This is a genomic window from Streptomyces sp. NPDC058307 (assembly GCF_042880295.1).
GTDB lineage: Bacteria > Actinomycetota > Actinomycetes > Streptomycetales > Streptomycetaceae > Streptomyces.
On sequence record NZ_JBHVYZ010000027.1, the window covers coordinates 21,261 to 46,158 of the forward strand.

The 24,898-nt window shown below is 69.9% G+C and carries 23 protein-coding genes; 18 read left to right on the forward strand and 5 right to left on the reverse strand.

Annotated elements, in window-relative coordinates:
• Positions 1 to 125: 125 nt before the first annotated feature.
• Entirely contained in the window at positions 126 to 1,433 is a 1,308-nt protein-coding gene (locus tag ACFVYN_RS20435) for a coenzyme F420-0:L-glutamate ligase (RefSeq protein WP_390000618.1), read from the forward strand.
• A 110-nt stretch (positions 1,434 to 1,543) separates the two neighbouring features.
• The gene (locus tag ACFVYN_RS20440; RefSeq protein ID WP_390000436.1) at positions 1,544 to 2,584 is read left to right on the forward strand and encodes a DNA-3-methyladenine glycosylase family protein; all 1,041 of its coding nucleotides are present in this window, start codon (positions 1,544 to 1,546) and stop codon (positions 2,582 to 2,584) included.
• Between the two features lie 64 nt (positions 2,585 to 2,648).
• Here ACFVYN_RS20440 and ACFVYN_RS20445 read toward each other — a convergent pair whose 3' ends face one another.
• Both ACFVYN_RS20445 and ACFVYN_RS20450 read right to left on the reverse strand, forming a co-directional pair.
• Complete coding sequence (locus tag ACFVYN_RS20445; RefSeq protein WP_390000439.1) at positions 2,649 to 3,731, reverse strand: sugar phosphate nucleotidyltransferase; 1,083 nt, start codon at positions 3,729 to 3,731, stop codon at positions 2,649 to 2,651.
• A gap of 144 nt (positions 3,732 to 3,875) precedes the next feature.
• The gene (locus ACFVYN_RS20450) at positions 3,876 to 5,315 is read right to left on the reverse strand and encodes a peptidoglycan recognition protein (RefSeq protein ID WP_390000441.1); all 1,440 of its coding nucleotides are present in this window, start codon (positions 5,313 to 5,315) and stop codon (positions 3,876 to 3,878) included.
• Positions 5,316 to 5,444: 129 nt separating this feature from the next.
• On the opposite strand from ACFVYN_RS20450, the gene ACFVYN_RS20455 reads away from it, so the two are divergent.
• From ACFVYN_RS20455 to ACFVYN_RS20480, 6 genes are all read left to right on the forward strand, one after another.
• Positions 5,445 to 6,179, forward strand: coding sequence for a TIGR03089 family protein (locus ACFVYN_RS20455; protein ID WP_390000443.1), 735 nt, complete (start codon positions 5,445 to 5,447; stop codon positions 6,177 to 6,179).
• A 251-nt stretch (positions 6,180 to 6,430) separates the two neighbouring features.
• Positions 6,431 to 7,567 (forward strand): LCP family protein, encoded by a 1,137-nt coding sequence (locus ACFVYN_RS20460; protein WP_390000446.1) that lies wholly within the window; start codon positions 6,431 to 6,433, stop codon positions 7,565 to 7,567.
• A gap of 153 nt (positions 7,568 to 7,720) precedes the next feature.
• Positions 7,721 to 9,469 (forward strand): LCP family protein, encoded by a 1,749-nt coding sequence (locus ACFVYN_RS20465; RefSeq protein WP_390000449.1) that lies wholly within the window; start codon positions 7,721 to 7,723, stop codon positions 9,467 to 9,469.
• Positions 9,470 to 9,734: 265 nt separating this feature from the next.
• The gene (locus ACFVYN_RS20470) at positions 9,735 to 11,345 is read left to right on the forward strand and encodes an LCP family protein (RefSeq protein WP_390000451.1); all 1,611 of its coding nucleotides are present in this window, start codon (positions 9,735 to 9,737) and stop codon (positions 11,343 to 11,345) included.
• A gap of 139 nt (positions 11,346 to 11,484) precedes the next feature.
• A complete protein-coding gene (locus tag ACFVYN_RS20475; RefSeq protein WP_390000454.1) occupies positions 11,485 to 13,224 on the forward strand; it encodes an LCP family protein in 1,740 nt (579 codons plus the stop codon).
• 151 nt (positions 13,225 to 13,375) lie between these two features.
• A complete protein-coding gene (locus ACFVYN_RS20480; RefSeq protein WP_390000621.1) occupies positions 13,376 to 14,917 on the forward strand; it encodes an LCP family protein in 1,542 nt (513 codons plus the stop codon).
• A 39-nt stretch (positions 14,918 to 14,956) separates the two neighbouring features.
• On the opposite strand, the gene ACFVYN_RS20485 is transcribed toward ACFVYN_RS20480, so the two are convergent.
• Entirely contained in the window at positions 14,957 to 16,000 is a 1,044-nt protein-coding gene (locus ACFVYN_RS20485; protein ID WP_390000457.1) for a glycosyltransferase family 2 protein, read from the reverse strand.
• Positions 16,001 to 16,132: 132 nt separating this feature from the next.
• Here ACFVYN_RS20485 and ACFVYN_RS20490 point away from each other — a divergent pair, with 132 nt between their 5' ends.
• Together ACFVYN_RS20490 and ACFVYN_RS20495 are read left to right on the forward strand one after the other, a co-directional pair.
• Positions 16,133 to 17,593 (forward strand): LCP family protein, encoded by a 1,461-nt coding sequence (locus ACFVYN_RS20490; RefSeq protein WP_390000459.1) that lies wholly within the window; start codon positions 16,133 to 16,135, stop codon positions 17,591 to 17,593.
• 156 nt (positions 17,594 to 17,749) lie between these two features.
• Positions 17,750 to 18,112 (forward strand): four-helix bundle copper-binding protein, encoded by a 363-nt coding sequence (locus ACFVYN_RS20495; RefSeq protein ID WP_390000462.1) that lies wholly within the window; start codon positions 17,750 to 17,752, stop codon positions 18,110 to 18,112.
• Positions 18,113 to 18,436: 324 nt separating this feature from the next.
• On the opposite strand, the gene ACFVYN_RS20500 is transcribed toward ACFVYN_RS20495, so the two are convergent.
• Positions 18,437 to 19,729, reverse strand: a complete 1,293-nt coding sequence (locus ACFVYN_RS20500) for an LCP family protein (protein WP_390000465.1) — start codon at positions 19,727 to 19,729, stop codon at positions 18,437 to 18,439.
• 118 nt (positions 19,730 to 19,847) lie between these two features.
• Here ACFVYN_RS20500 and ACFVYN_RS20505 point away from each other — a divergent pair, with 118 nt between their 5' ends.
• Positions 19,848 to 20,441 (forward strand): acyl-CoA thioesterase, encoded by a 594-nt coding sequence (locus tag ACFVYN_RS20505; RefSeq protein WP_390000467.1) that lies wholly within the window; start codon positions 19,848 to 19,850, stop codon positions 20,439 to 20,441.
• A 29-nt stretch (positions 20,442 to 20,470) separates the two neighbouring features.
• Here the strand turns inward: ACFVYN_RS20505 and ACFVYN_RS20510 are convergent, their stop codons facing one another.
• Entirely contained in the window at positions 20,471 to 20,905 is a 435-nt protein-coding gene (locus ACFVYN_RS20510; RefSeq protein ID WP_390000470.1) for an ATP-binding protein, read from the reverse strand.
• Between the two features lie 215 nt (positions 20,906 to 21,120).
• On the opposite strand from ACFVYN_RS20510, the gene ACFVYN_RS20515 reads away from it, so the two are divergent.
• The 7 genes from ACFVYN_RS20515 (at position 21,121) to ACFVYN_RS20545 (ending at position 24,864) form a co-directional block, all read left to right on the forward strand.
• Positions 21,121 to 21,972 (forward strand): helix-turn-helix domain-containing protein, encoded by an 852-nt coding sequence (locus tag ACFVYN_RS20515; RefSeq protein WP_390000473.1) that lies wholly within the window; start codon positions 21,121 to 21,123, stop codon positions 21,970 to 21,972.
• 11 nt (positions 21,973 to 21,983) lie between these two features.
• Positions 21,984 to 22,166 (forward strand): DUF397 domain-containing protein, encoded by a 183-nt coding sequence (locus ACFVYN_RS20520; protein ID WP_390000476.1) that lies wholly within the window; start codon positions 21,984 to 21,986, stop codon positions 22,164 to 22,166.
• Between the two features lie 294 nt (positions 22,167 to 22,460).
• The gene (locus tag ACFVYN_RS20525) at positions 22,461 to 22,652 is read left to right on the forward strand and encodes a hypothetical protein (protein ID WP_030115393.1); all 192 of its coding nucleotides are present in this window, start codon (positions 22,461 to 22,463) and stop codon (positions 22,650 to 22,652) included.
• Complete coding sequence (locus ACFVYN_RS20530; RefSeq protein WP_390000479.1) at positions 22,636 to 23,160, forward strand: DUF6879 family protein; 525 nt, start codon at positions 22,636 to 22,638, stop codon at positions 23,158 to 23,160. Before ACFVYN_RS20525 ends, ACFVYN_RS20530 begins: the two co-directional genes overlap by 17 nt.
• A complete protein-coding gene (locus ACFVYN_RS20535; RefSeq protein WP_390000483.1) occupies positions 23,157 to 23,987 on the forward strand; it encodes a helix-turn-helix domain-containing protein in 831 nt (276 codons plus the stop codon). Before ACFVYN_RS20530 ends, ACFVYN_RS20535 begins: the two co-directional genes overlap by 4 nt.
• Positions 23,988 to 24,319: 332 nt before the next feature.
• A complete protein-coding gene (locus tag ACFVYN_RS20540) occupies positions 24,320 to 24,544 on the forward strand; it encodes a hypothetical protein (protein ID WP_250404821.1) in 225 nt (74 codons plus the stop codon).
• A 95-nt stretch (positions 24,545 to 24,639) separates the two neighbouring features.
• Positions 24,640 to 24,864: a DUF397 domain-containing protein gene (locus ACFVYN_RS20545; RefSeq protein WP_390000486.1), complete on the forward strand. Its 225-nt coding sequence runs from the start codon at positions 24,640 to 24,642 to the stop codon at positions 24,862 to 24,864.
• Positions 24,865 to 24,898: the final 34 nt, after the last annotated feature.

Consider the following 24,898-nt stretch of genomic DNA (forward strand, 5'->3'; position numbering starts at 1 on the left):
GCGGCGAGGCGTCGGACAGGGCGCGGGACGCGGCGGAAACGCCGGAAGCGGTGGCCGGGAGCCGGGGCGGCGCGCATGCCGGCGGCGGCGGGCCGGCGAAGGACGACGGGGCGGCGAGCGGTGCGGTGGACGGGGGTGGCGGCGGTTACCGCGTGTGGGCCGTTTCCGGGATGCCCGAGGTTGCGCGGGGGGACGATCTTGCCAAGTTGATCGCAGCCGCCGAGCCGGGGCTGGTCGACGGGGACGTTCTGCTCGTCACCTCGAAGATCGTGTCCAAGGCGGAGGGGCGGGTCGTCGAGGCGGGCGACCGGGAGGCCGCGATCGACGCCGAGACCGTACGGGTCGTGGCCCGGCGCGGGCCGCTCAGGATCGTGGAGAACCGGCAGGGGCTCGTGATGGCCGCCGCCGGGGTGGACGCCTCCAACACCCCTTCGGGGACCGTGCTGTTGCTGCCCGAGGACCCGGACGCGTCCGCGCGGGCGATCCGGGACGGGCTGCGGGACGCCCTCGGGGTCGAGGTCGGGGTCGTCGTCACCGACACCTTCGGGCGGCCCTGGCGCGCCGGGCTCACCGATGTCGCGATCGGCGCCGCCGGGGTGCGGGTGCTGGACGATCTGCGGGGCGGGACGGACGCGTACGGCAATCCGCTGAGCGCGACCGTCGTGGCGACGGCCGACGAACTGGCCGCCGCCGGTGATCTCGTCAAGGGCAAGGCCGCCGGGCTGCCCGTCGCCGTCGTGCGCGGGCTGGCGCATGTCGTGGCCGGGGAGCACGGGCAGGGGGCGCGGGCCATGGTGCGTGACGCGCGTGACGACATGTTCCGGCTGGGGACCTCCGAGGCCGTGCGGGAGGCGGTCACCCAGCGCCGTACCGTACGGGCCTTCACGGACGAGCCCGTCGACCCCGGTGCCGTACGGCGGGCCGTCGCCGCGGCCGTCACCGCGCCTGCGCCGCACCACACCACGCCGTGGCGGTTCGTGCTGCTGGAGTCCGAGGGCGCGCGGACCGGGCTGCTGGACGCCATGCGGGACGCCTGGATCGCCGATCTGCGGCGGGACGGGAAGTCCGAGGAGTCCATAGCCAAACGGGTGCGGCGCGGGGACGTGCTGCGGAAGGCGCCGTACCTCGTCGTGCCCTGTCTCGTGATGGACGGGTCGCACACGTACGGCGATGTGCGCCGGGACGCGGCCGAGCGGGAGATGTTCGTCGTCGCCGCGGGGGCCGGGGTGCAGAACTTCCTCGTCGCGCTGGCCGGGGAGCGGCTGGGGTCGGCGTGGGTGTCGTCCACGATGTTCTGCCGCGATGTGGTGCGGGAGGTGCTCGGGCTGCCGGAGGACTGGGATCCGATGGGGGCCGTTGCGGTGGGTCATCCGGCGGAGGAGCCCCGGCCGCGGCCGGAGCGGGACGCGGGGAGCTTCATCGAGGTGCGGTGAGGTGCAGTGAGGTGCGCCTGTTGTGCCGAGGTGCGGTGGTCCTCCTCGGCTTGCGCCTAGTCTCTTAGGACTGCTTCCCCCGGTTCCTCTCCTAGCTCAGGACTCCATTCGTGGCAGGACGCTTCACTCCGCGGCCCACGCTCCCCCACAGCCTTAAGGGCGTGGGAGGGGCCCCCATGCCCGTGCGCGGCGGGGAGGTCGTCGTGCCCGCCGCGCGGCGGGCAGCGGCGCGGGTGGAGAACCCGCTGGTGCGGAGGTGGACTCCGGGGTGGCCCGTTGATCTCGGGCTGGTGCTCGGGGCGCTGCGGCGGGGGCCGGCGGATCCCACCTTCCGGGCCCTTCCGGACGGGTCCGTGTGGCGGGCCAGCCGTACGCCCGCCGGGCCCGGGACCCTGCGGGTGTGCGTGTACGGCGGTGAGGTGCGCGGTGAGGCGTGGGGGCCGGGGGGTGAGTGGCTGCTCTCTCAGTTGCCGGAGATGCTCGGGGCCGCGGACGATCCTTCCGCCTTCGTGCCCCGGCATCGGATCGTGGCGCATTCCTGGCATCGGCGGCCGGGGTTGCGGCTGACTCGGACCGGGCTGGTGCTGGAGTCGTTGATCCCCTCCGTGCTGGAGCAGAAGGTCACCACCGACGAGGCGTATCGGGCGTGGCGGTCGCTGGTGCGGAAGTTCGGGGAGCCGGCGCCCGGTCCCGCGGCGGGCGGGCGGTTGTGGGTGATGCCGTCGCCGCGGACGTGGGCGTTGATTCCGTCGTGGGAGTGGCATCGGGCCGGGGTGGACAACAAGCGGGCCTCGACGATCCTGCGGGCCGTGCGGGTGGCCGCGCGGCTGGAGGAGGCGGTGGGGATGTCTCCGGCCGCCGCGCAGGCCCGGTTGGAGGTGGTGCCGGGGGTGGGGCCGTGGACCTCCGCGGAGGTCGTGCAGCGCAGTCATGGGGCGGCGGACGCGGTGACCGTGGGGGATCTGCATCTGCCGGGGATCGTGGGGTTCGCGCTCGCCGGGGACCGGGACGCGGATGACGCGGCGATGTTGTCGTTGCTGGAGCCGTATGCGGGGCAGCGGCATCGGGCGGCTCGGTTGATCTTGCTGAGTGGGCGTACGCCTCCCAGGCGGGCGCCGAAGATGACCCGGGGGGACATCGGGCGGTTGTGAAGAGACGGTACGCCGGAGCGGAGGGCGGCGGACGGGGGTGCCCCGGCGTCTGGGGAACCCCCCGTCACTGGTCCGACGAGAAGCGGACCGCTCCTGCCGGGATCCTCGCGTCGCACCAGATCCGCGCGCCGTCCCTCAGCTCGTTGTCGGCGCCGATGACCGCGCCGTCCCCGATGACCGTGCCGGTGAGGACCGAGCGTTCGCCCACCCGGGCCCTGGTGCCGATCAGGGAGTCGGTGATGACGACGCCCGGTTCGATCACCGCGCCCGGCAGGATCGTCGAGCCGGAGACTCTCGCGCCCCGCGCGATGTACGCGCCCTCGCCGACCACCGTGCCGCCCGTCAGTTTCGCGTCGGCGGCGACCCTCGCCGTGGGCAGGATCAGGCGGTCGCCGCAGCGGCCGGGTATCGCCGGGGAGGGGGCCCGGCCGAGGACCAGGTCCGCCGAGCCGCGGACGAAGGCGGCGGGGGTGCCGAGGTCCAGCCAGTACGTGGAGTCCACCATGCCCTGGAGGTGGGCTCCGGCCGACAGGAGTTCGGGGAACGTCTCGCGTTCGACCGAGACCGGGCGGCCCTGCGGGATCGTGTCGATGACCGAGCGGCGGAAGACGTAGGCGCCCGCGTTGATCTGGTCGGTGACGATCTCCTCGGGGCTCTGGGGTTTCTCCAGGAAGGCGAGGACCCTGCCGGTGTCGTCGGTGGGGACCAGGCCGTAGGCCCGGGGGTCCGTCACCTTCGTGAGGTGGAGGGAGACGTCGGCGCCCGTGGTCTCGTGCGTGCGCACCAGCGCCCTGATGTCCAGGCCCGTCAGGATGTCGCCGTTGAAGACCAGTACCGGGTCGTCGGGGGCGGAGTGCAGACGGGCGGCCACGTTGCGGATCGCGCCGCCCGTGCCGAGGGGCTCCTCCTCGGTGACGTACTCGAGGTGGAGCCCCAGGGACGAACCGTCACCGAAGTACGGCTCGAAGACCTCCGCGAGGTAGCTCGTCGCGAGGACGATGTGGTCGACGCCCGCCGCTCTGGCCCGGGCCAGCTGATGGGTGAGGAAGGGGACGCCGGCCGCGCGGACCATGGGCTTGGGGGTGTGCACCGTGAGGGGTCGCAGCCTCGTGCCCTTGCCGCCGACCAGGAGGATCGCTTCTGTCACCTGTCGTCTCCGCTTCCTGCCGGGACCGGCCCGAACTGCCTTTCGACCGGCCAGTGTATGCAGACCGTTGTGCGGCACCTTCGGCGACCGTGCGGCATTCGCGCCTGCCCCCCGACGGCGGTGAAACGGTGTCTGAACCGACCGTCAGCGGCCCTGGAGACGGGCGGCTGTCGTACGGGTGGATCCGAGCTTGCGATAGAGCTGCCGTCCGGGGCACTCCGTGGCGAAGCCGTCCCGGTGGCCGGAGATCACGTTCAGTCGTACCTTCTTACCCTTCGGATAGAGGTTGCCACCGCCCGACTTCAGATACGTCTTGCCCTTGGGATTGGCGCCGTGCAGACCGAGCTTCCACGCGGTGAGTTGTGCGATGGCCAGCGTCGCGGCGGCGGACGGCTTCTTGGAGCCGTAGCTGCCGAGCACGGCGATCCCCATGCTGTTGGAGTTGAACCCCAGGGTGTGGGCGCCGAGGACCGGCTTCGCCACGCCGCCCGCGCGGCCCTCGTAGATGTTTCCGCACTTGTCGACGAGGAAGTTGTAGCCGATGTCCCGCCAGCCCATGCTCTTGACGTGGTAGCGGTAGATACCGCGGATGAGCGAGGCCGCCTGGGTGCAGCGGTAGCCGTTGCCGGACGCCGTGTGGTGCACGAAGGCCGCCTTGACCTTCTTCGTGTAGACGAACGACCGCTCGCGCAGCCCCTCGTCGGCTCCCCAGCCGTACCGGGTGACGATGCGCGGGCGCGGCCCGATGTACGGCTTCACCCGCTGCTGCCCCGTCAACTCCGCCGCGCGCAGGGCGAACATTTCCTCTTCGGTCTGCTGCCGGTCCAGCGCCGGGATCTCGGTGGCGCCCAGGCCGGCGAGATCGGCGTTGGCGGCGGAAGCGTCCATGGCGGCATCGGCATCGGCATCGGCGTCGTCGGCGGTGGGGGCGGGTGCGGGGGCGGGACGGGGTGCGACGGCGCGTTGGGATGCGCCGGCCGCGCTTTCCTCGCGGGCGGGCACCGGTGCGCTCTCCCCCGGGTCCACGAGTTCCAGACGCAGACCGGCGGGAAGCGGGGCGGTCGTCGTCGCCGTACGGGAGCCGCGGGCCGTGTCCTCGGTCCTGCGGTCGGCCTCGGCGCGGACCCGTACCTCCACGCCGTCGGAGTCGCCCACCCACAGCGGGGCCGTGGCGCCGTGGACGCGGCCGGAAGTGCGCTCGGCCGTGCCGGGGTCGGCGGCGTCGTCGTTGTGGGTCTCCAGGTCCTGCCAGCCCGACCAGATGTCGGCGCCGACCGCTCGGGTGCGGACCTGGACGCGGCCGTTCAGGACGGCGTCCGGGTCGTCCCAGATCACGCCCACGAGGGAGAAGTGCCGTACGTCCCGGCGCGGCAGGCCCTGTTCGGCGACCGGGGCGAGGGTGCGGTCCCGGGAGGCGAGGGGCGCGAGGGGCAGCGACTGGGTACTCCCGAGGGCTTCCGCGCCCGGCGCCGGTCTCACGGCAGCCGGGGACACCGGTCTCGCCGCGACCGCGGGCGAGGTGAGGGGGAGGGCGAGGGCGGCCGCGCAGGTGACGCCGACCGAGGAAGCAAGAAGTCCACGCATGCTCCCGATCCTGGACATAGTCATATAAAACTGTCCATCGGGGAACTGACGGGCCGTCGGGTGCCGTTGCGCCGAACCGGTGGCCCCGCGCGCAGGTGTCCGGCCGCGGGCCCGCGTACGCTTCTGCGGGTGAACGCCACCGATCGCACCCCTGCCGACCTGCTGCGTTCCGCGCTCGCCGCGGACCCCGGACGCCCCCTGGTGACCTTCTACGACGACGCCACGGGCGAACGTGTCGAATTGTCCGTGGCCACCTTCGCCAATTGGGTGGCCAAGACCTCGAACCTCCTCCAGGGCGACCTCGCCGCGGCACCCGGTGACCGGGTGGCACTGCTGCTGCCCGCGCACTGGCAGACGGCGGTGTGGCTGCTGGCGTGCGCGTCGGTGGGAGTGGTCGCGGACGTGGGCGGCGAGCCCTCGGCGGCGGACGTCGTGGTGAGCGGGCCGGACGCACTGGAGGCGGCACGGGCGTGCTCCGGGGAGCGGGTCGCCCTGGCCCTGCGGCCGCTGGGCGGGCGGTTCCCGCAGCCACCGGACGGGTTCGTGGACTATGCCGTGGAGGTACCGGGCCAGGGTGACCGGTTCGTTCCGTTCGCGCCGGTGGATCCGGACGAGCCCGCGCTGGTCGTGGCTGGGCGGGAGTTCAGCGCGGCGGAGGTCGTCGAGCGGGCCCGGGCCGAGGGGACGGGCGATCGCGTGCTGTCGGGGTTGCCGTACGACACCTGGGACGGGCTGAACGCCGGGTTGTACGGGGCGCTCGCCAACAGCGGGTCCGTGGTGCTGTGCCGTCATCTGGAGCAGTTGGGCGAGGAAGGGCTCGCCCAGCGGATCGAGAGCGAGCGGGTCACGGCCGTTCGCCGCTGACCGGATTGCGGCCGCGTCGGCGGGCCCGGCAGCGAAGGGGCGGTGCCCGGCCGCAGTACGACCCCGCACGGCACACGCCGGCCGAGCGGGCGCAGGTCGAGGCCGCGGAGCTGACCACGCTCGGCTTCGGCCGCGTCTTGCCGGACGCCGGGTGCCGTCACCCGAGTGGAGCAGTACCGGCCGCCTCCGGGAAGCGGTTCGCGTCATGGTCGTACGGACAGACCCGTACGCCATGAGGGGTGGGCCGACTCGTGACCGACACTGCTCGCGGACTCGGGCCCGGCCTCGGGGCGTCGGCCGAAGGTGAAGGGCTCATACGCCGGCGCCGGCGGCGGTGGCTGCGCGGTGCCGGGTTCGCCGGCGCCGTGGTCGCCACGGCGGCCGGCGCTACCGGATGGGCCGTCTACGCCAAGCTCGACGGGAACATCACCCCGGACGACGCCGCCGCTGCGGAGCTCGCCCGGTACGAGAAGGACCGGCCGACGTCGCTCGTCAAGGGCGCGCAGAACATCCTGCTGATCGGGTCCGACTCGCGCTCCGGCGACGGGAACGCGCGGTACGGGCGGGACTCCGGGACCGCGCGGTCGGACACCACGATCCTGCTGCATCTGGCCGCCGGGCGGCGCTCCGCGACCGCCGTGTCGCTGCCGCGGGACCTGATGGTGGACGTGCCGGCCTGTCTGGGGCGGGACGGGACCCGCAGCGAGCCCATGTTCGCGATGTTCAACCACGCCTTCCAGCTGGGCGGTTCGGCCTGCACGATCCGGACCGTCGAGAAACTCACCAACATCCGCGTGGACCATCACATGGTCGTCGACTTCCATGGGTTCAAGGACATGGTGGACGCCGTCGACGGGGTCGATGTCTGTCTCGACCAGCCGATCGACGACAAGGCGGCCCAGCTGCGGCTTCCGGCGGGGCGGGTGACGCTGAACGGTGAGGAGGCGCTCGGCTATGTGCGGGCCCGCAAGTCCCTCGGCAATGGCAGCGACACCGGCCGGATGGACCGTCAGCAGCGCTTTCTCGGGGCACTCGTCAACAAGGTGCAGAGCAATGACGTACTGCTGAATCCGGTGAAGCTCTATCCCGTGCTGGACGCGGCGACTTCCTCGCTCACCACCGATCCCGCGCTGGCGAGTCTGCGCGGGCTGTACGAACTCGTGCGCGGGCTCCGGCACATCCCCACGGGGCGGGTGCAATTCCTTACCGTGCCGCGGGAGTCGTATGTCTACGACGCCAATCGTGATCAACTCGTAGAACCCGAGGCCCGGCGGCTTTTCGAACGGTTGCGCAAGGATGCGCCGGTGAAGGTGACCGAGAAAGCCCCGAAGGTGTCAGAGCATTCCGCCTTCCGCGGCCACACGGCCGCCCAGGACACCTGCGGGTAAAGCGTTTCCCAAAGCGAGGAAGCGGTGTCCGGGCAAATGGGCGGATTGCCCGGTTGTAGGGACGTGGAATGCGTCACCGCCGTAACCTGTCGGCGAATCGGACGGCTAGTGTGAGCGATCCGGTGCATCCGGCCGACGGAGGATTCAGCAACCGTGGACGCACAAGGCCGTGGGCGGGCGGGCGAAATCGACCCCGCCGACCAGTGGGTACTCAACCCGCACACCGGTGAATACGAACTGCGACTGACCCCTTCCGCACCGCAGTCGGGTGTTCCCGGTCCCCGTAGATCCGCGCCCTCCCCGAGCGGGACGGGCGCGCCCGCCGGTCGTACGGCCACCACTCCGGTGGTCCCCGGCCGGGACGTACCGGCGCCGCGCAGGCGCCGGGGCGCGCCGCCCGAGGAGCCGCTGCCGGGGCGGCGCGGACGCCGGCCCGTCAAGAAGAAGTCGACGGCGAAGAAGGCGCTGCTGTGGACCGGCGGCACCATGGCCTTCGTGCTGGTCGCGGCCGCGGGCGGCGGGTACCTCTACATCCGCCACCTCAACGGGAACATCACCTCCGTCTCCGACGACGGCGCGAGCACCGGCGGCTTCCAGTCCGACAAGGCGATCAACATCCTGCTGATCGGCACCGACAAGCGGACCGGCAAGGGCAACGACAGCTACGGCGACAAGGACAGCGTCGGACACGCGGACACCACGATCCTGCTGCACGTCTCCAAGGACCGGACGAACGCGACCGCGCTCAGCATCCCGCGTGACCTGATCGTGAACGTGCCGGACTGCCCGACCACGCAGGCGGACGGCACCACCAAGGTCATCCCGGGCACGGACAACGTCCGCTTCAACACCAGCCTCGGCCAGGACGAGCGCACCCCCAGCTGCACGGTGCGGACCGTGACCGAGCTCACCGGCATCCAGGCCGACAACTTCATGGTGGCCGACTTCAACGCGGTCAAGACGCTGACCACGGCGGTCGGCGGGGTCGAGGTCTGCCTGGCCAAGGACATCGACGACAAGGACTCCAAGCTCAAGCTGTCCAAGGGCACGCACACCATCTCGGGCGAGCAGGCCCTCGCGTTCGTGCGTACCCGGCACTCGGTCGGCTTCGGCGGTGACCTGAGCCGGATCGGGCTGCAGCAGCAGTTCCTGAGCGCGCTGATGCGCAAGCTGAAGTCGAACGACACGCTCACCAACCCGGCGAAGATGCTGAAGCTGGCCGAGGCGGGCACCAAGGCGCTGACCGTCGACTCGCAGCTCGACAGCATCGGCAAGCTGAAGGACCTCGGCCTGGAGCTGGGCAAGCTGAACGTGAAGAACCTGACGTTCGCCACCGTGCCGGTCGTCGACAACCCGGCGGAGAAGGTGAAGGCGACGGTCGTCCTCAACAGGACGACGGCTCCCACGGTCTTCGACATGATCAAGAACGACGTGTCGTTCAGCGAGGTCAAGAAGAAGGCGAGCGCCTCCAAGAGCGCCGAGGCCGCGGAGGCGGCGGCCCGTCTCAAGGGCACCAAGTCCGCCGCGTCCGAGGTGCGGGTGCGCATCCTCAACGGCGGTGCGCAGGCGGGCAGCGCGCAGGCCGAGCTGGAGTACCTCCAGAACGAGGAGGGCGTGCTGAAGTCGGAGAACGCGGGCAACGCGGACGCGGCGCTGGCGAAGACGACCCTGGAGTACGCCCCCGACCAGGCCGACCAGGCCCGCCGCCTCGCGGACATCATGGGACTGTCCGGTTCGGCGCTGAAGCCCGGCAAGAGCGTCACCAACTCCCAGGGCCTGCCCACCATGACCCTCACCCTCGGCAAGGACTTCAAGGGCGCCGGAGTCTCCTTCACCACGGCGACCAAGGCACCCGAGGGGGTGCAGCAGTCCACGGCCGACAAGGTCGAGTGCGCCAAGTAGGAGCCGGTGAACACCTCCCGTCGTTTGCCCGAAGGGCCGGGCAGTGCGGCGTCCGGTGCGCTGGATCGCAAGGCGCCGGAGTGTCCTCGCGCAAGAGCCATGTGGGCGTTTCGGCAAGGCCGCGAGCGTGCGTGCGGGACGCTCGCGCCGCAGACGGGGAGTTGTTCGCCGGCTCCACGGTGACCTAAGAGGCCTGTCGTGCGTCTAACCAGTCGTACGGCAGGTCTTTTCGTTCGTTCGGTGTGTGAGGGTGGGGAGACAGGGGATGGGGCACAGCAGTGTGCACGAGGAGGGGGCGCGGGCGGATGTACGGCCCGCCCAGGGGCCCGGTCCGGAGAAACCCGGGCGGCACGGGCGGCGGCGGGCCAGGGCCCAGCGCAAGCACCGGGTGCTGAGATGGTCGGCGACCACGCTCGCCGTGCTGATACTCGGCACGGCCGGCGCCGGATATCTCTACTACGAACATCTCAACCACAACATCCGCAAGGGCGAGCGCAGCAGCGGTGACTCCAAGGCGCGCAAGGCCGGGGCCAACGCGGCCGGGCAGACCCCGCTGAACATCCTGCTGATCGGCTCGGACAGCCGTAACTCCGACGAGAACGTGAAGCTCGGCGGCAGCAGGGACAACCGCGGCAACCCGCCGCTGGGCGACGTGCAGATGCTCATCCACCTCTCCGCGGACCGCAAGAGCGCGGCGATGGTGAGCATCCCGCGCGACACCCGCGTCGACATCCCCAAGTGCACGGACCCGGACACCGGCAAGAAGTACCCGGCGGTCAACGACATCATCAACACCTCCCTGGCCCGCGGCGGCGCCGGCTGCACGCTCGCCACCTGGCAGAACCTCACCGGCGTCTACATCGACCACTGGATGACGATCGACTTCTCCGGCGTGGTGCGGATGGCGGACGCCATCGGCGGCGTCTCCGTCTGTGTGAAGCAGAACGTGTGGGACCACCCGACGCCCGATGCGCCCGGCGGCTCCGGGCTGAAGATGAAGGCGGGCACGCACAAGGTCAAGGGCAAGCAGGCCCTGCAGTGGCTGCGCACCCGGCACGCCTGGGGCAGCGACCTGATGCGGGCCCGGGCCCAGCACATGTACCTGAACTCGATGATGCGCACCCTCAAGGGGCAGAACGTCTTCACCGACACCCCGCGGCTGATGGGCCTGGCCGAGGCGGCCACCAAGTCCCTGAAGGTGTCCGAGGAGATCGGCTCGGTCAAGGACCTGTACGACCTGGGCATGCAGCTCAAGTCGGTGCCGACGGACCGCATCACCTCGGTGACGATGCCGAACGTCGAGGACCCGAAGAACAAGGTCCACGTCGTACCCGACGGCGCGAACGCCGACAAGCTCTGGGAGATGCTCCGCGACGACGTGCCCCTCGACAAGAACGGCAAGAACGGCAAGAGCTCCGCCGGGAAGAAGACCGCGCAGGCCACCAAGGCCCCTTCCGCGCCCGACGGCGAGATCGGCGTGCTCGTGCGGAACGCCACGGCGACTTCCACGCTCGGCCCGGTGGGCGGACGGGCCGGCACGATCGCCGAGGAGCTCGTGCGGAAAGGTTTCTCGCAGGCGTCCAAGGACGCGACGACAGGGCTTTCCGAGGACCGGACCGTGGTGCGCTACCCGAGCGCCGACCTGGAGGGTGATGCCCAGCGCGTCGCCAAGTCCCTGGGGATTCCCCTGAGTTCGGTGAAGAAGTCGACCGACGTCTCCGGGGTCACCCTCGTCGTGGGCGCCGACTGGCGTACCGGGACGGCGTATCCGAAGCAGTCCGAGGCCAAGGCAGGTGATCTCCCGGGCAACACGGACGCCATCAACGGCTCGGACACCGGGCAGTGCATGGACGTGTACGGGGTGTACCAGTGGTAGTCGAACGCTGGGGCCCGGGCGTACGTACCTGCTTGCAGAACGGCACGGGAACAACTCACGTCGCTCAAGGCCCGACCGGGCGGATAGGGTGAGCGATCCAGCGATCGCCGCGTGGCCCTGACGGAGGATTCGGACAACCGTGGACGCACAAGGCCGTGGGCGGGCGGACGACGTCGACCCCGCCGACCAGTGGGTGCTCAATCCGGACACCGGCGAATACGAACTGCGACTGGCCCCTTCCGCACCGCAGTCGGCCGTCCCCGGTCCGCGTGGCTCCGCACCCTCACCGAGCCCGAGCCGGCCGGGAGCCCCGCGTGGTCGTACGACCGCCCCCGTGGCCCCCGGCCGGGACGTCCCGTCGCCGCGCAGGCGCCGGGGCGCGCCGTCCGAGGATCCGCTGCCGGGGCGGCGCGGACGCCGGCCGGTCAAGCAGAAGTCGAAGGCGAAGAAGGCGCTGCTGTGGACCGGCGGCACCATGGCCTTGGTCCTGGTCGCCGGTGCCACGACGGGCTACGTCTACCTCAAGCACCTGGAGGGCAACGTCGGCACGACCGACGTCGGCGACGCGGCCGCGAGCAACTTCAGCAAGGACGAGGCCTTCGACATCCTCATCATCGGCACCGACAAGCGCACCGGTGAGGGCAACGAGGGCTACGGCGACGCGGGCAGCGTGGGCCATGCCGACACCAACATCCTGCTGCATGTGGCCAAGGACCGGACGAACGCGACCGCGCTCAGCATCCCGCGCGACCTGATCATCGACATACCCGACTGCCCGACCACGCGGGAGGACGGCTCTCAGACGGTCGTCGCGGGGCAGGAGGACGTCCGCTTCAACCGGAGCCTCGGTGAGAGCGGCCGCGACCCGGGCTGCACGATGCGCACGGTCGAGGCGGCCACCGGCATCAAGCCCGACCACTTCGTGATGGCCGACTTCAACGCGGTGAAGACCCTGACCACGGCGGTGGACGGGGTCGAGGTCTGCGTGGAGAAGGCCGTCAACGACAAGAAGTCGAAGCTCGTCCTGCCCGCGGGCACGTCGAAGGTGGAGGGCGAGCAGGCCCTCGCCTTCGTGCGCACCCGGCACGCCTTCGGCAACGAGGGCGACCTGGACCGGATCAAGGTGCAGCAGCAGTTCCTGGGCTCGCTGATGCGCAAGATGACCTCCGGCGACACCCTCACCAGCCCCGCCAAGCTGCTGAAGCTGGCGGAGGCCGCGACCAGCGCGCTGACCGTGGACAAGGCGATCGGCAAGGTCGGCACGCTCAAGGACATCGCCCTGGAGCTGAAGAAGGTGCCGACGAAGAACATCAGCTTCATGACGATCCCGGTCAAGGACAACCCCGCCGAGCCGAAGCCGGTGACGGTGGTCATCGACGAGTCGAGGGCTCCCCAGGTCTTCGACGCGATCAACAACGACGTCTCCTTCACCGAGGTCAAGGCACAGCAGAAGAAGGAGAAGGCGGAGGTCGCGGCCCGGCTCAAGGGCGCCAAGTCCGCCGCGTCCGACGTACGGGTGCGCATCCTCAACGGCGGTGCGGCGGGCGGCAGCGCGCAGCAGCAGCTGGCCTATCTCCAGACCGAGGCGGGCGTGACCAAGTCCGAGAACGCGGGCAACGCCGACGCGGCGCTGGCGAGGACGACCCTGGAGTACGCCCCCGACCAGGCCGACCAGGCCCGCCGCCTCGCGGACATCATGGGGCTGTCCGGGTCGGCGCTGAAGCCCGGCAAGAGCGTCGTCAACTCCCAGGGTCTGCCCGCCATGACCCTCACCCTGGGCAAGGACTTCAAGGGCGCGGGCGTGAAGCCCGGCTCCGCCACGGCCGCCGCGCCGGGCGTGGACAAGTCCACCGCCGACAAGGCGCAGTGCGCGAGCTGAGGTTCCCCCAGGCGGGTCCCAGGTCTCGCACAGGTTCATGGGGCAACCTCACGGCCCCGTCGTATGTCTAAGACGTGCGGCGGGCCCGTGGCATGACCGCGGGTCCGGTGGGGTGGGTGGGAGGACGGGAACGTTGACAACGCAATACAGCGTGCAGGAAGTGGCGCCGGCGACCGAGGGGGACAGCGGGCACGGCAGCCGCAGGGCGCCGCGCAAGCACCAGATGCTCAGATGGTCGGCGGCCACGCTCGCGGTGCTGATACTCGCGGTGGCCGGGACCGGCTACCTCTACTACCGGCACCTGAACCACAACCTCAAGCAGGACGACCTGAACCTGGGCGACAGCAAGGTCGCCGGGCCGACGCCGAACGCGGCGGGCCAGACCCCGCTGAACATCCTGCTGATCGGCTCCGACGCCCGGGACAGCAAGGAGAACCAGGAACTCGGCGGCGCGAAGGAGACGTTCGGCTCCACTCCGCTCGCCGACGTGCAGATGCTGCTGCACCTGTCCGCCGACCGCAGCAACCTCTCGGTCGTCAGCATGCCCCGCGACACCCTCGTCAAGGTCCCCAAGTGCACCGACCCGGACGACGGCAAGGTGTACGCGGCGAGCGACGGGCGGGTGATGGCCAACCAGAGCCTCGGCCACGGCGGTCCGGGCTGCACGGTGGCCACCTGGCAGGAGCTCACCGGCATCCACATCGACCACTTCATGATGGTCGACTTCTCCGGCGTGGTGTCCATGGCCGACGCCATCGGCGGGGTGCCGGTCTGCGTGGACGCCAACATCCACTCCCGGGACAGCCAGGGGCACGGCTCCGGCCTGAAGCTGAAGAAGGGCACCACCTCCGTCAAGGGCGAGCAGGCCCTGCAGTGGCTGCGCACCCGCTACGGCTTCGAGGACGGCAGTGACCTCGCCCGCGCCAAGGCCCAGCACATGTACATGAACTCGATGGTGCGCGAGCTGCGCGACAACGCCACGCTGACCAGCCCGAACAAGCTGCGCAAGCTCGCCGAGCAGGCCACGAGGGCCGTCACCGTCGACTCGGGGCTCGGCACCGTGAAGAAGCTCTACGACCTCACCGACGAGCTGCGCAAGGTCGAGCCGGCGCGCATCACCATGACGACCATGCCCAACCGCTACGTCGGCGCGCGCGTGGAGCCCACCGAGGACGCCGAGCAGCTCTTCCGGCTGGTGCGCGAGGACATCGCGCTGGACGGCAAGGACGTGAAGAAGGCGACCGCCGGCAAGACCGAGGCGGCCTCCGACGACCCGGCCGCCGCGAAGGACGAGATCGGGGTCCTGGTCCAGAACGGCACCCGCACCGACAGCCGGGCCGCGGCCCGCGGACGCGCGAGCACGGTGGCCGGGCTGCTGGTGGACAAGGGCTTCGAGAAGGCCGTCTCCGACCGTTCCGCGTCACTGAGCGAGGCGACGACGCTCGTGCGCTACCCGAGCGCGGAACTGCGGGGCGACGCCCAGGCGGTCGCCAAGTCCCTGGGTATCCCGATGAGTTCGGTGAAGAAGTCGACGGATGTCTCCGGGGTCACGCTCGTCGTGGGCGCCGACTGGCGAGAGGGTACGACGTACAAGGCGCCCAAGGAGGACGACACGACCCCGAAGACCGCGGAGGCCCTCAACGGCGCGGACGACACGGCCTGCATGCACGTCAACCCGGGCTTCACCTGGTGACGGGGGCGCCCCTCGGTCCCGATGGGCGCCGTCCTGACGTCACACCTTGTTCAGTACGGCCGGCCGCCGCGAGGCGATGACCCGCCTGGCCAGGGAGCGCGGGCTGGTCAGAAAGCCGTAGCCCCACGACATGTGCATGGTGGCGAGCGCCACCGGGATCTGCAGACGGGCCTTCAGCGGGAGCCCCTTGCCCGCGGGCAGCGAGCCGAGGACGATCGCCGCGAGATAGCCGCCGGGGATCACGAAGCCGAGCGGGGTCAGCGCCGCGCCGACCACGATCCCGGCCGCGATCGCGCACACGGCGGCCGGCGGGGCGAGGTAGCGCAGGTTGATGGAGCCCTCGTGGTAGCGGGCGACGACGCGCCGCCAGCGGCCGTAGTCCTTGTACTGCTTGGCGAGGGCCTTCACGCTCGGCCTCGGGCGGTACGACACCCTGAGCTCGGGCGAGAACCAGATGAGCCCGCCCGCCTCACGGATCCGGAAGTTCAGCTCCCAGTCCTGGGCGCGGATGAACTCCTCGTTGTAGCCGCCCTGTTGCTCCAGGGCCTCGCGGCGGAACACCCCGAGGTACACGGTCTCGGCGGCCTGCGCCTCACCACCCGTGTGGAAGGCCGCGTTGCCCACGCCTATCTTCGAGGTCATCGCGGCGGCGACCGCGTGCTCCCAGTCGTTCTCCCCCTCGGCGTGCATGATGCCGCCGACGTTCTGCGCGCCGGTCTCCTCCAGGAGCCGTACGGCGGTGGCGATGTAGTTCGGCGAGAGCATGCCGTGCCCGTCGACGCGGACGACGATCGGGTGGCGGGAGGCCTTGATCGCGGCGTTGAGGGCGGCGGGGGTGCGGCCGGTGGGGTTCGGGACGGTGTGGACGCGCTTGCTTTCAAAAGATGCAGTCTCGGCCACGAGCCGGGCCGCGATCTCGTCCGTGCGGTCCGTGGACGGACCGAGGGCGATCACGACCTCCATCTCGCCGGCGTACTCCTGCGCGAGGATCGCTTCGACGGCTCCGCGCAGATGCCGCTCCTCGTTGAGGACGGGCATGATCACAGACACAGCGGGGGGCCGCACGTCGGGCTTGGCGTTCATAGGGGGATCACGTTACCGCGAACGGGGGACACCATCGCGCCCCGCCCGGGGCGGTGCCGGTCGTCGCAGATCGTATGGGCCTACGGTGCTCAAGATCCCTCGTTCGGCTGTTCCTCGCGGAGGTGTCCCCCCATGCCCGCCACGCCCCCACGGCCCTCCGCGGCCCGTCCTCGGCCCCCGAAGGGCAAGGCTTCCCGGCCCCCCGTACCGCGCAAGCGGCCCCGCTGGGCCATGCGGGCGGCGACCACGCTGTCCGTCGTCGTGCTCGCCTCCGTCGGGATCGGACACGCGGTGATGACCAGCCTCGACGCGGACATCACGCGCGTGGACCCCTTCAAGGACATGAAGAACCGGCCGCGCGCCGGACACGGCATGAACGTGCTGCTGGTCGGTACCGACGGCCGCGACAGGATCACCGCGGCGGAGCGGCGGAAGTACCGGCTGGGCGGAGCGCCCTGCCACTGCACCGACACGATCATGATCGTGCACATCTCGGAGGACCGCGAGCGGGCGAGCGTGGTGAGCCTGCCGCGCGACTCGTACGCGACGACACCCGCGCACGTCGACGCGACCACGGGGGAACGCCATCACGGACACCCCCTCAAGATCAACGCGGCGTACGCGGAGGGCGGGCCGCAGCTGACGGTGCGGACCGTGGAGGTCATGACCCATGTGAAGATCGACCACTACCTGGAGGTCGACTTCACCAGCTTCATGAGGACGGTGGACGTGCTCGGCGGCGTCGAGATCTGCAACGCCGACCCGCTGAAGGACGCGTACACCGGCCTCGACCTCGCGGCGGGCCGGCACCGGCTGATGGGCGGGCAGGCACTCCAGTACGTCCGCTCCCGGCACGCCGACGGCTCCTCCGACCTCGGCCGGATGAAGCGGCAGCAGCGCTTCCTGGCGGCGCTGATCGAGCGGGCCACCTCGTCAGGGGTCCTGCTGAACCCGATGAGGTTCCGCGACGTGGCCCGGGCCGTCCTCGGCTCCGTACGGGCCGACAAGGGCTTCGGCACGGACGAACTGCTCGACCTGGGCCGGGCGATGCGCAACTTCTCCCCCTCCTCCTCGGAGTTCACGACCGTGCCGATCGGGCAGATGGGATACGCCGTCAAGGGCGTGGGCTCGACCCTGAAGTGGGACCCCGTGAAGTCGGAGCGGCTCTTCAAGGCCCTGCGCGAGGACCAGCCGCTGGCCGCGCACCAGCCGAAGAACAAGGCACTGCTGGTCCCGGTGTCCCCGCAGCAGATCCGCGTCCAGGTCGAGAACGGCACGGCGACGGCCGGACTCGGCAAGCGGGTGGACGCGGCACTGGCGTCGACGGGCTTCCGTACGACGGGCCGCCCGGTCGACGCGGCCGACCGCACCCTGAAGCGCACGGTCATCGCCTACGACCCCCGCTGGGACCGCTCGGCCCGCTCCCTGGCGGCGGCCCTGCCCGGGAGCGAGCTGCGGGCGGTGAAGGGCCAGGGGGCGGTGCTGAAGGTGCTCGCCGGCACCGACTTCGAACGGGTACGGAAGGTACGCGCCGAGGACGAGCTGCAGGGGGAGTTCGGGGTGGTGCGGGGGGACGAGGTGGGGTGCGTGTAGGAGCCACGACCCCGGTCGGGGTCGATGCGGCAGCCGCACCCCGGGGCCCGGACCCGTGCCCGATTGCGTCAGTCCCGTGGCGGTCGGGGCCCGACGGGCGTAGGACGGAAGGGCACGGGGCCCACCCCGGGCTCCCGCGTCCCCCTAGGAGAAGCCATGACCCAGGCCGAGAGCATGTCCGCGATGAGCAAGGAGATGCAGGACTGCGTGGCGGCGTGCATGGAGTGCCACAGCGTCTGCGAGGAGACCATGAGCTCCTGCATGCAGATGGGCGGCCAGGCGCAGATGCAGATCATGCGCGCGCTCATCGACTGTGCCGAGATGACCCGCATGTGCGCGGACATGATGATGCGCCGCTCGCCCATGTCGGCGGAGATGTGCGCGCTGTGCGCCAAGGCGTGCGAGATGTGTGCCGAGGCGTGTATGTCCATGCCGGACGATCCCCAGATGATGCGCTGCGCGCAGGCGTGTCGTCGCTGTATGGAGACCTGTCGCGCGATGTCGGGCATGGCGATGTGACGCCTGCCGGCTGACAGCGGTCCAGGGGCCGGGGGCATCCGCCGAGATGCTCCCGGCCATGGGTGCGGCAGGCGGGGCGCCCATGACCCACGCGAACGTGACCGACGCCTTCGACGCCGCCGAGCGCGAGATGTGAAAGGACCGCACCGAGGCCTACGCCGGGAGCTTCGCGCGCCTGTGCGCCGCGCCGGAGACCGTCGTACCGATGCGGCGGGAGTACGACCGGATGTGCGCCGAACACACGGTGGCGGAAGGGCGGTCGGCCCTTCCGCACATCGCGCTGCTCGGCTCGGGACGGCGGGCGCAGGGCCCTGGCCCCGGCCCTCAGTTGCCGGAGACGGTGACCTTCTCGTCGTTGTTCAGCTCCTGCACCAGTTGCTTCACCTTCGCCTTGTCCCAGAGGAGGTTGCCTCCGGTGGATCCGGAGACCGGCATGTTCAGCGAGGTGCCGTCGCCGCCGTTGACGCCCTTCATCGCGAAGAACATGGACCCCAGGTCATACAGGCCCATGTCCTTGTCGACGATGAGCGAGTCCAGGCCCGCGCCGAGCGTCGGGTAGAGCTTGAAGGGGTTCAGGACCGTGCCGGGGGTGGCCACCTGGTGGGCGAGGGCCGCGAGGAACTTCTGCTGGTTCTTGGTGCGCTGCAGGTCGGAGGCGGCGAACGCGTGCCGGGTGCGGACGAAGGCGAGCGCCTGGTCGCCGTTCAGCTTCTGCTTGCCCGCCGCGAAGTCGGCGCCGGAGTACTTGTCCTTGAAGCCCTTGTCGATGTCGATCTCGACCCCGCCGACCGCGTCGACGATGCTCGCGAAGCCGGCGAAGCCGATCTCGACGTAGTGGTCGATCTTCAGGCCGGTGTTGTACTCGACCGTGCGCACCAGCAGCTCGGGGCCGTCCTCGGCGTAGGCGGCGTTCAGCTTCACGTGCCGGCCCGTGCCCTTGTACGTCTTGCCGGACTCGGAGCCCACGAAGGTCGGGATCTCCACGTCCGAGTCGCGCGGCAGCGAGATCAGCGTGTCGCCGTTGCTGCCGGTGTGCAGGATCATCATCGAGTCGGTGCGCTTGCCCTCGGCGGATCCGGTGTGCAGCTGCTTCTTCTGCTCGGAGGAGAGCCCTGCGCGGCTGTCGGAGCCGACGATGAGGTAGTTGGTGCCGTCGCCCTGCTCCGGCCGGTCGATCACCTTGGACAGGTCGACCTCGCGGTTGAGCTTGGAGTCGGCCCAGAAGTAGGTGCCGACGGTCGTCACGACCAGCCCGGTGATGACGACGATCGCGGTCCACTTGATCCGCTTGCGCCAGTTCGGCGCGGGCCGCGGACCCCGGCCGCCGCCGCCCGGCTCGTCCGGACCGCCGTAGCCGCCGCCCCCGCCGGGGCTGCCGTAGACCTGGCCGGTGTTGTAGCCGCTGTCGTAGCCGCCGCCGTGGCCCTGGCCGTCGACGTACGACGGCTGCTGGTGGGGCACGCCGTTTCCGTACGGCGGCGCCGACTGCCCGGGCGCCGCCTGACCGCGGCGGACCTGCCGCATCACGCGGGCGCTCTCGGGCTGCGCGCTCGCGCTGCCGCGTCCGTACCGGTCGCCGCGGTCGTCGCCGGGCCGTCCCTGGGGCCAATCGCTCATGGGGCCCAGTGTGCAGGTACCCGCTGTGCCCTATACAAGGGTCGTCGGAAAATCAGGTCAGCGCTGTTGCCAAGCTGACACAAATTCCCGAATTGTCATCAGGCATAGGGTGGGGGCCATGACAGACCAGGCCACCGCCGCCGCACCAGGCACCCCGGAGACGCCGGAGATCCCGGAGACGCCGGAGACGCCGGAGATCCCGGGCAAGCCCACGTCGGCGTCCCGCACCACGCTGAGCCACATCATGACCCAGGCCGACACCAATCTCCTCGGTACCGTGCACGGTGGCGTGATCATGAAGCTGGTGGACGACGCGGCGGGTGCGGTGGCCGGGCGGCACAGCGGCGGGCCGGCGGTCACTGCCTCCATGGACGAGATGGCGTTCCTGGAGCCGGTCCGGGTGGGTGACCTCGTCCATGTGAAGGCCCAGGTCAACTGGACCGGCCGGACCTCGATGGAGGTCGGTGTGCGGGTCCTGGCCGAACGCTGGAACGAGTCCACGCCCGCCACCCAGGTCGGCTCCGCCTACCTCGTCTTCGCCGCGGTCGACGCCGACGGCAGGCCGCGCCGGGTCCCTCCGGTGCTCCCGGAGACGGAACGCGACGAGCGCCGCTACCAGGAGGCGCAGATCCGCCGGACACATCGACTGGCGAGGCGCCGGGCGATCGTGGAGCTGCGGGAGAAGCGGGCGGCGGAGGGATTCGAGGACTGAAGCCGGACACCGAGGGCGGGGGCGGGGTCTCATCCCCCCGTCTCGAACCAGAGCAGCTTTCCGGCACGGCGGTCGAACGGCCCGTCCGCGAACGACCAGCCACCCCAGCGGTCGGCGTACGCCCGCACCAGATGCAGACCGCGCCCGCCGTCGCAGTCCGACGGGACGTTGTCCGAGGGGGCTTCGCCGAAGAGGGCCGGGACGCGTGGGTGGCTGTCCCAGACGCCGACCCGCAGGCGTCCGTCCGCCAGAGCCGTGAGGCGGAGGGAGGCGGGGCCGGTGGTGTGGAGGTAGGTGTTGGTGACCAGTTCGGAGGTCAAGAGCTCTACGGTGTCGAGGAGTTCGGGCCTGCCATGGCTGTCGAGCACGGCCCGTACGGTCATGCGTGCGACGCGTGCCGCGCGAGGGTTGCGGGGCAGGCGGAGGGCGTACGTCCAGGTGCCGGGCGGCGATACGGTGACCATGAACGGCTCCTGCGGTGGAGGGATTGCCTGCGGTGGCAGTGCCGCGCGCGAGGCGTGACGGCGCGGTGCGCTTCCGGCTTGTCGGCGGGGAGGGTTGAGCGGCTTGGGTTCCACCGTACTGGTGGCCGTAGAATAGTTTCTACTCAATCTGCAGATACATCCGACTCTGCACTCGTGTGGGTGACCATGTACGAATCAGGCGAGGGAGCGGAACCATGCCTCCACGGCAGTCACCTACGGCACGCCAGCTACGTCTGGGCGTCGAACTGCGCAAGCTGCGCGAGAACGCGGGGCTGACTGCCCGGCAGGCCGGCGAGATGATCGGCGCCAACCAGGCGCGCATCAGCAACATCGAGACAGGCCGCTTCGGCCTCAGCGAACAGAGCGTCCGCACCCTCGCCCACAATTACGACTGCACCGACGAGGCTTTGATCGAGGCGCTCGTGTCCATGGCGACGTCCAGGGACCGCGGTTGGTGGGAGGAGTACCGGGACACGCTGCCGCCAAGGTTCCTGGATGTCGCGGAGATGGAGCACCACGCGGTCGCCCTGCGCGTGGCCCAGGTCATCAACATCCCCGGCCTGCTCCAGACCCCGGAACATGCCCGCAGCCTGTTCCGTCAGGCGGTGCCGGCCCTGCGGCCGCACGAGATCGAGTACCGCATCTCCCACCGCATCAAGCGCCAGGCCATTCTCTATCGCGAGCAGCCGCCCCAGTACACGGCGATCATTCACGAGGCCGCGCTGCGCATGCGATTCGGCGGTGCCGAAGTGGCCCGCGCCCAGTTGGATCATCTGTCAAAGATGGCCGAACTACCGCACGTCACCCTCCGGGTCATCCCCTTCGACGGCACCATGTTCCCCACCGTCGGCCATGGGCTCGACTACACGTACGGGCCTGTCCCCGCCCTCGACACGGCACAGCTAGACGCGGCTCACGGAAGCGAACTCATCGATTCCGTCGCACAGTTGACCAAGTACCGACTCATCCTCGACCGCATGCAGGAGGCCGCCCTAGCCCCTGATGCATCCCATGACCTGATCCACCGCATCACCCAGGACACCTAGGAGGCTGGTCAATGACCGCACTCAACTGGCAGAAGTCCACGTACAGCGAGGAAGCGTCCTCCTGCGTCGAGATAGCCCCCACCCCCACCGCCATCCACATACGCGACTCCAAGAACCCGACCGGCCCCCACCTCCCCCTCGGGCCCACCGCCTGGGCGGAGTTCGTGTCGTACGCGGCGCGGGCAGCGCACTGAAAAGCCCCGGCCCCATCGGACCGGGGCTTCCTCCGCGGCTCGCTACGGCAGGTTGCGGGCCATGACGATCCGCTGGACCTGGTTCGTGCCCTCGTAGATCTGCGTGCTTTACCGCAGGCACGAAGCGCGCTGGAGGCACCGCCGCCAGTCGCGCGGTATACGAGCAGGCCCGACTCAAGTTACGCGGTTTCCCGTTCCGTCAACCGTGATCGCTTGACCGGTGCGCACAGCCCTCGGGAGCATCAACCCAGATGCGGGGTACGGGCAGCGGCACGGGAGAGGGGAACCCAGACCATGAAGGTCACCAAGCTGGTCAGCACGTGCGACATCAAGGACTGCCCGACGATCTACGCCACGGATCGTGGCACCTTCCTGGTACAGGGCGAGACGCCGACCGACCACGGGCTTCAGATTCCCGCGCACGAAACCCTGGTCGAGATCCCGATGGAACTGATCCAGAAGGCCATCCGTGACAACCTCATCTAGGACCCTCGGCGACCTCTTCGAGGCATTCGAGCGCGAGGCATTCCGGCTGGAGACCCTGGACGACTACAGCAAGTCCGGGAGCATCGACGCCTATCAGGCATTCCTGGCCGGGGAGCCACAGCCAGACGACTACAACGCAGGCTGGATCAAAGAACTACGCTCGCACACCGAGAAGGGGAAGCGGGTATACCGGGTCCATATCCTGTCCCGCCCGCTCACGGACTATCTTAGGTTCGAACTCGGCTGGGGCTACCACAAGAATGCGAGCGGGGGTGAAGAGTTCTTCATCCTCGACATCACCGACAAACCCAACGCCCTGGAGAACGTTCCGGATTTCTGGTTCTTCGACTCCGAATCCGTGGCCGTGATGAACTACGACGGAAGCGGAAAGTACCTGGGATCGGAAGTGCTACCGCCGGAACGAACAGCGGAATTCACGGGGTACCGTGATGCGGCTCTCGCCCACGCGGAACCGTTCACCGAATGGTGGGCCAAGTACGGGACGTGAACAGAGCACAGCTTGGAGCCGCGCTGCGGGCGCTGCGAGTGGCATCCGGCAAGGAAGCCAAAGCGGTGGCCCGCAGCGCCCTCATGTCTCCGTCCAAGCTGTCCAAGATCGAGAATGCGAAGCTGGCACCCAGCGCGACGGACGTAGAGCGCATCCTGACCGCCATCGGTGTCTCGGACGAGGTCAAAGCGGAGTACGCAGAAGCCGCACGCGCGTCAGCGACGGAAGCGACGGCGTGGCGCCTGCTCAAGCGAATCGGGGTCCACAAGGGCCAGCAGGCCGCCAAGGCTCTGGAAGCCCAGATGTCTGTACTGCGGCTGTTTCAACCCGCGCTCGTTCCGGGCCTGCTCCAGACGCCCGAGTACATCAGGGCCATTCTGCAACGGCACAATCTGAGTGAAGACGCACTCACGCGAACGATCAATGGGCGACTCGAACGGCAAGCGGTTCTCTACGACAACACAAAGTCGCTCCGGTTCATCATCACCGAACCTGTTCTGCGCTGGCGCATCGTGCGACCGCAGATGATGGCCGCTCAGCTTGATCGCATCGTCTCCATTTCACGGCTCTCCCACGTGGACATCCGGATAGTCCCTCTGAGAATTCAGCAACATGACATCGCAAATCATGCCTTCGTCATCCGTGACGACCGCATGGTGACGGTTGAAACCGTCCATGCCGAAGTCGTCGTTACGGACCCGCGAGATGTGAGTCTCTACGTTGACAAGTTCGAAGGATTCGCGCGAGCCGCGCTGGCCGGCGATGAAATGCGGGATCTGATCGAAAGCATCCGCAACGACTTTTTGCGGGAACAGGAAACAGGCTAGAGGCGCAATCGTGGGCCGCCGAAGATGGAGGCCATGGTGAGCGACAGCAAGGCACATAGGACCGAAGCGGCAGATCATCTGGGCAGCAGTGAGGCCCGACAGTTCCCCTCCCGTCTCTCCGGAGCGTTCGGCGTCGGCGGCGTGCTCATGGTGCAGAAGAGCGACCCTGGCCCCGAGGGCGCGGACCTGGCGCCGAGTTCGGCTTTGCACTGGCCTCGGTGTGAGTGCGGGAGCCCGAAGTGTCCTGACTACAAGCCCCCGCCGAATAGCCCGTCAGCGGGACTGAGCGGCAGAGTCTCCGCAGCCAACGCGCGGAGCCGTAGGGGTGGGCTGTGAGCGTCAGAGCGGCCATGCGGTACGTCATGCACCGGATCATCGAGCATCCCGACACGGACGTGACGTTCGAGGCCGAGTGTCTGCACTGCGGTTGGAAGGCAACTCCCGCCGATGACTCGGCCTCCGTCGACGTGGAGTGCATGAGCCACACGGGCCGGTCCGGGCACGCCGGTTTCCGGCGCATCCGGACCTCGTTCGCCATGGTCGTTCGCGCCGAGTGAGACACCGCCCCTGCGGTGGAATCCCTGAACTCCCGCCCGGTATGGGCGGCGACGGTCAGTCATGGCCGTGATCAGTTGAGCAGGAAGGTGCAGTGATGCTGGACGGAAGTGATCTGTACGCGCTCGACATCAACGGGGCGTCGTTCGTGAAGGCATGCGGCGGCCCCTGCACCGAAGGGTGCGTGACCCTGGCGCGGATCGGTGACGACGCCTGGGCCCTGGGTGACAGCAAGCGGCTGGACGCCCAACCGCTGCGGTTCACCACGGAGGAACTGGACGCGGCCGGTATCGACCCCGCGCGCTTCGGACTGAACGTCTGAGCCTCCCCCTCCCGCCAGCCGGGCCGGGTCCTCC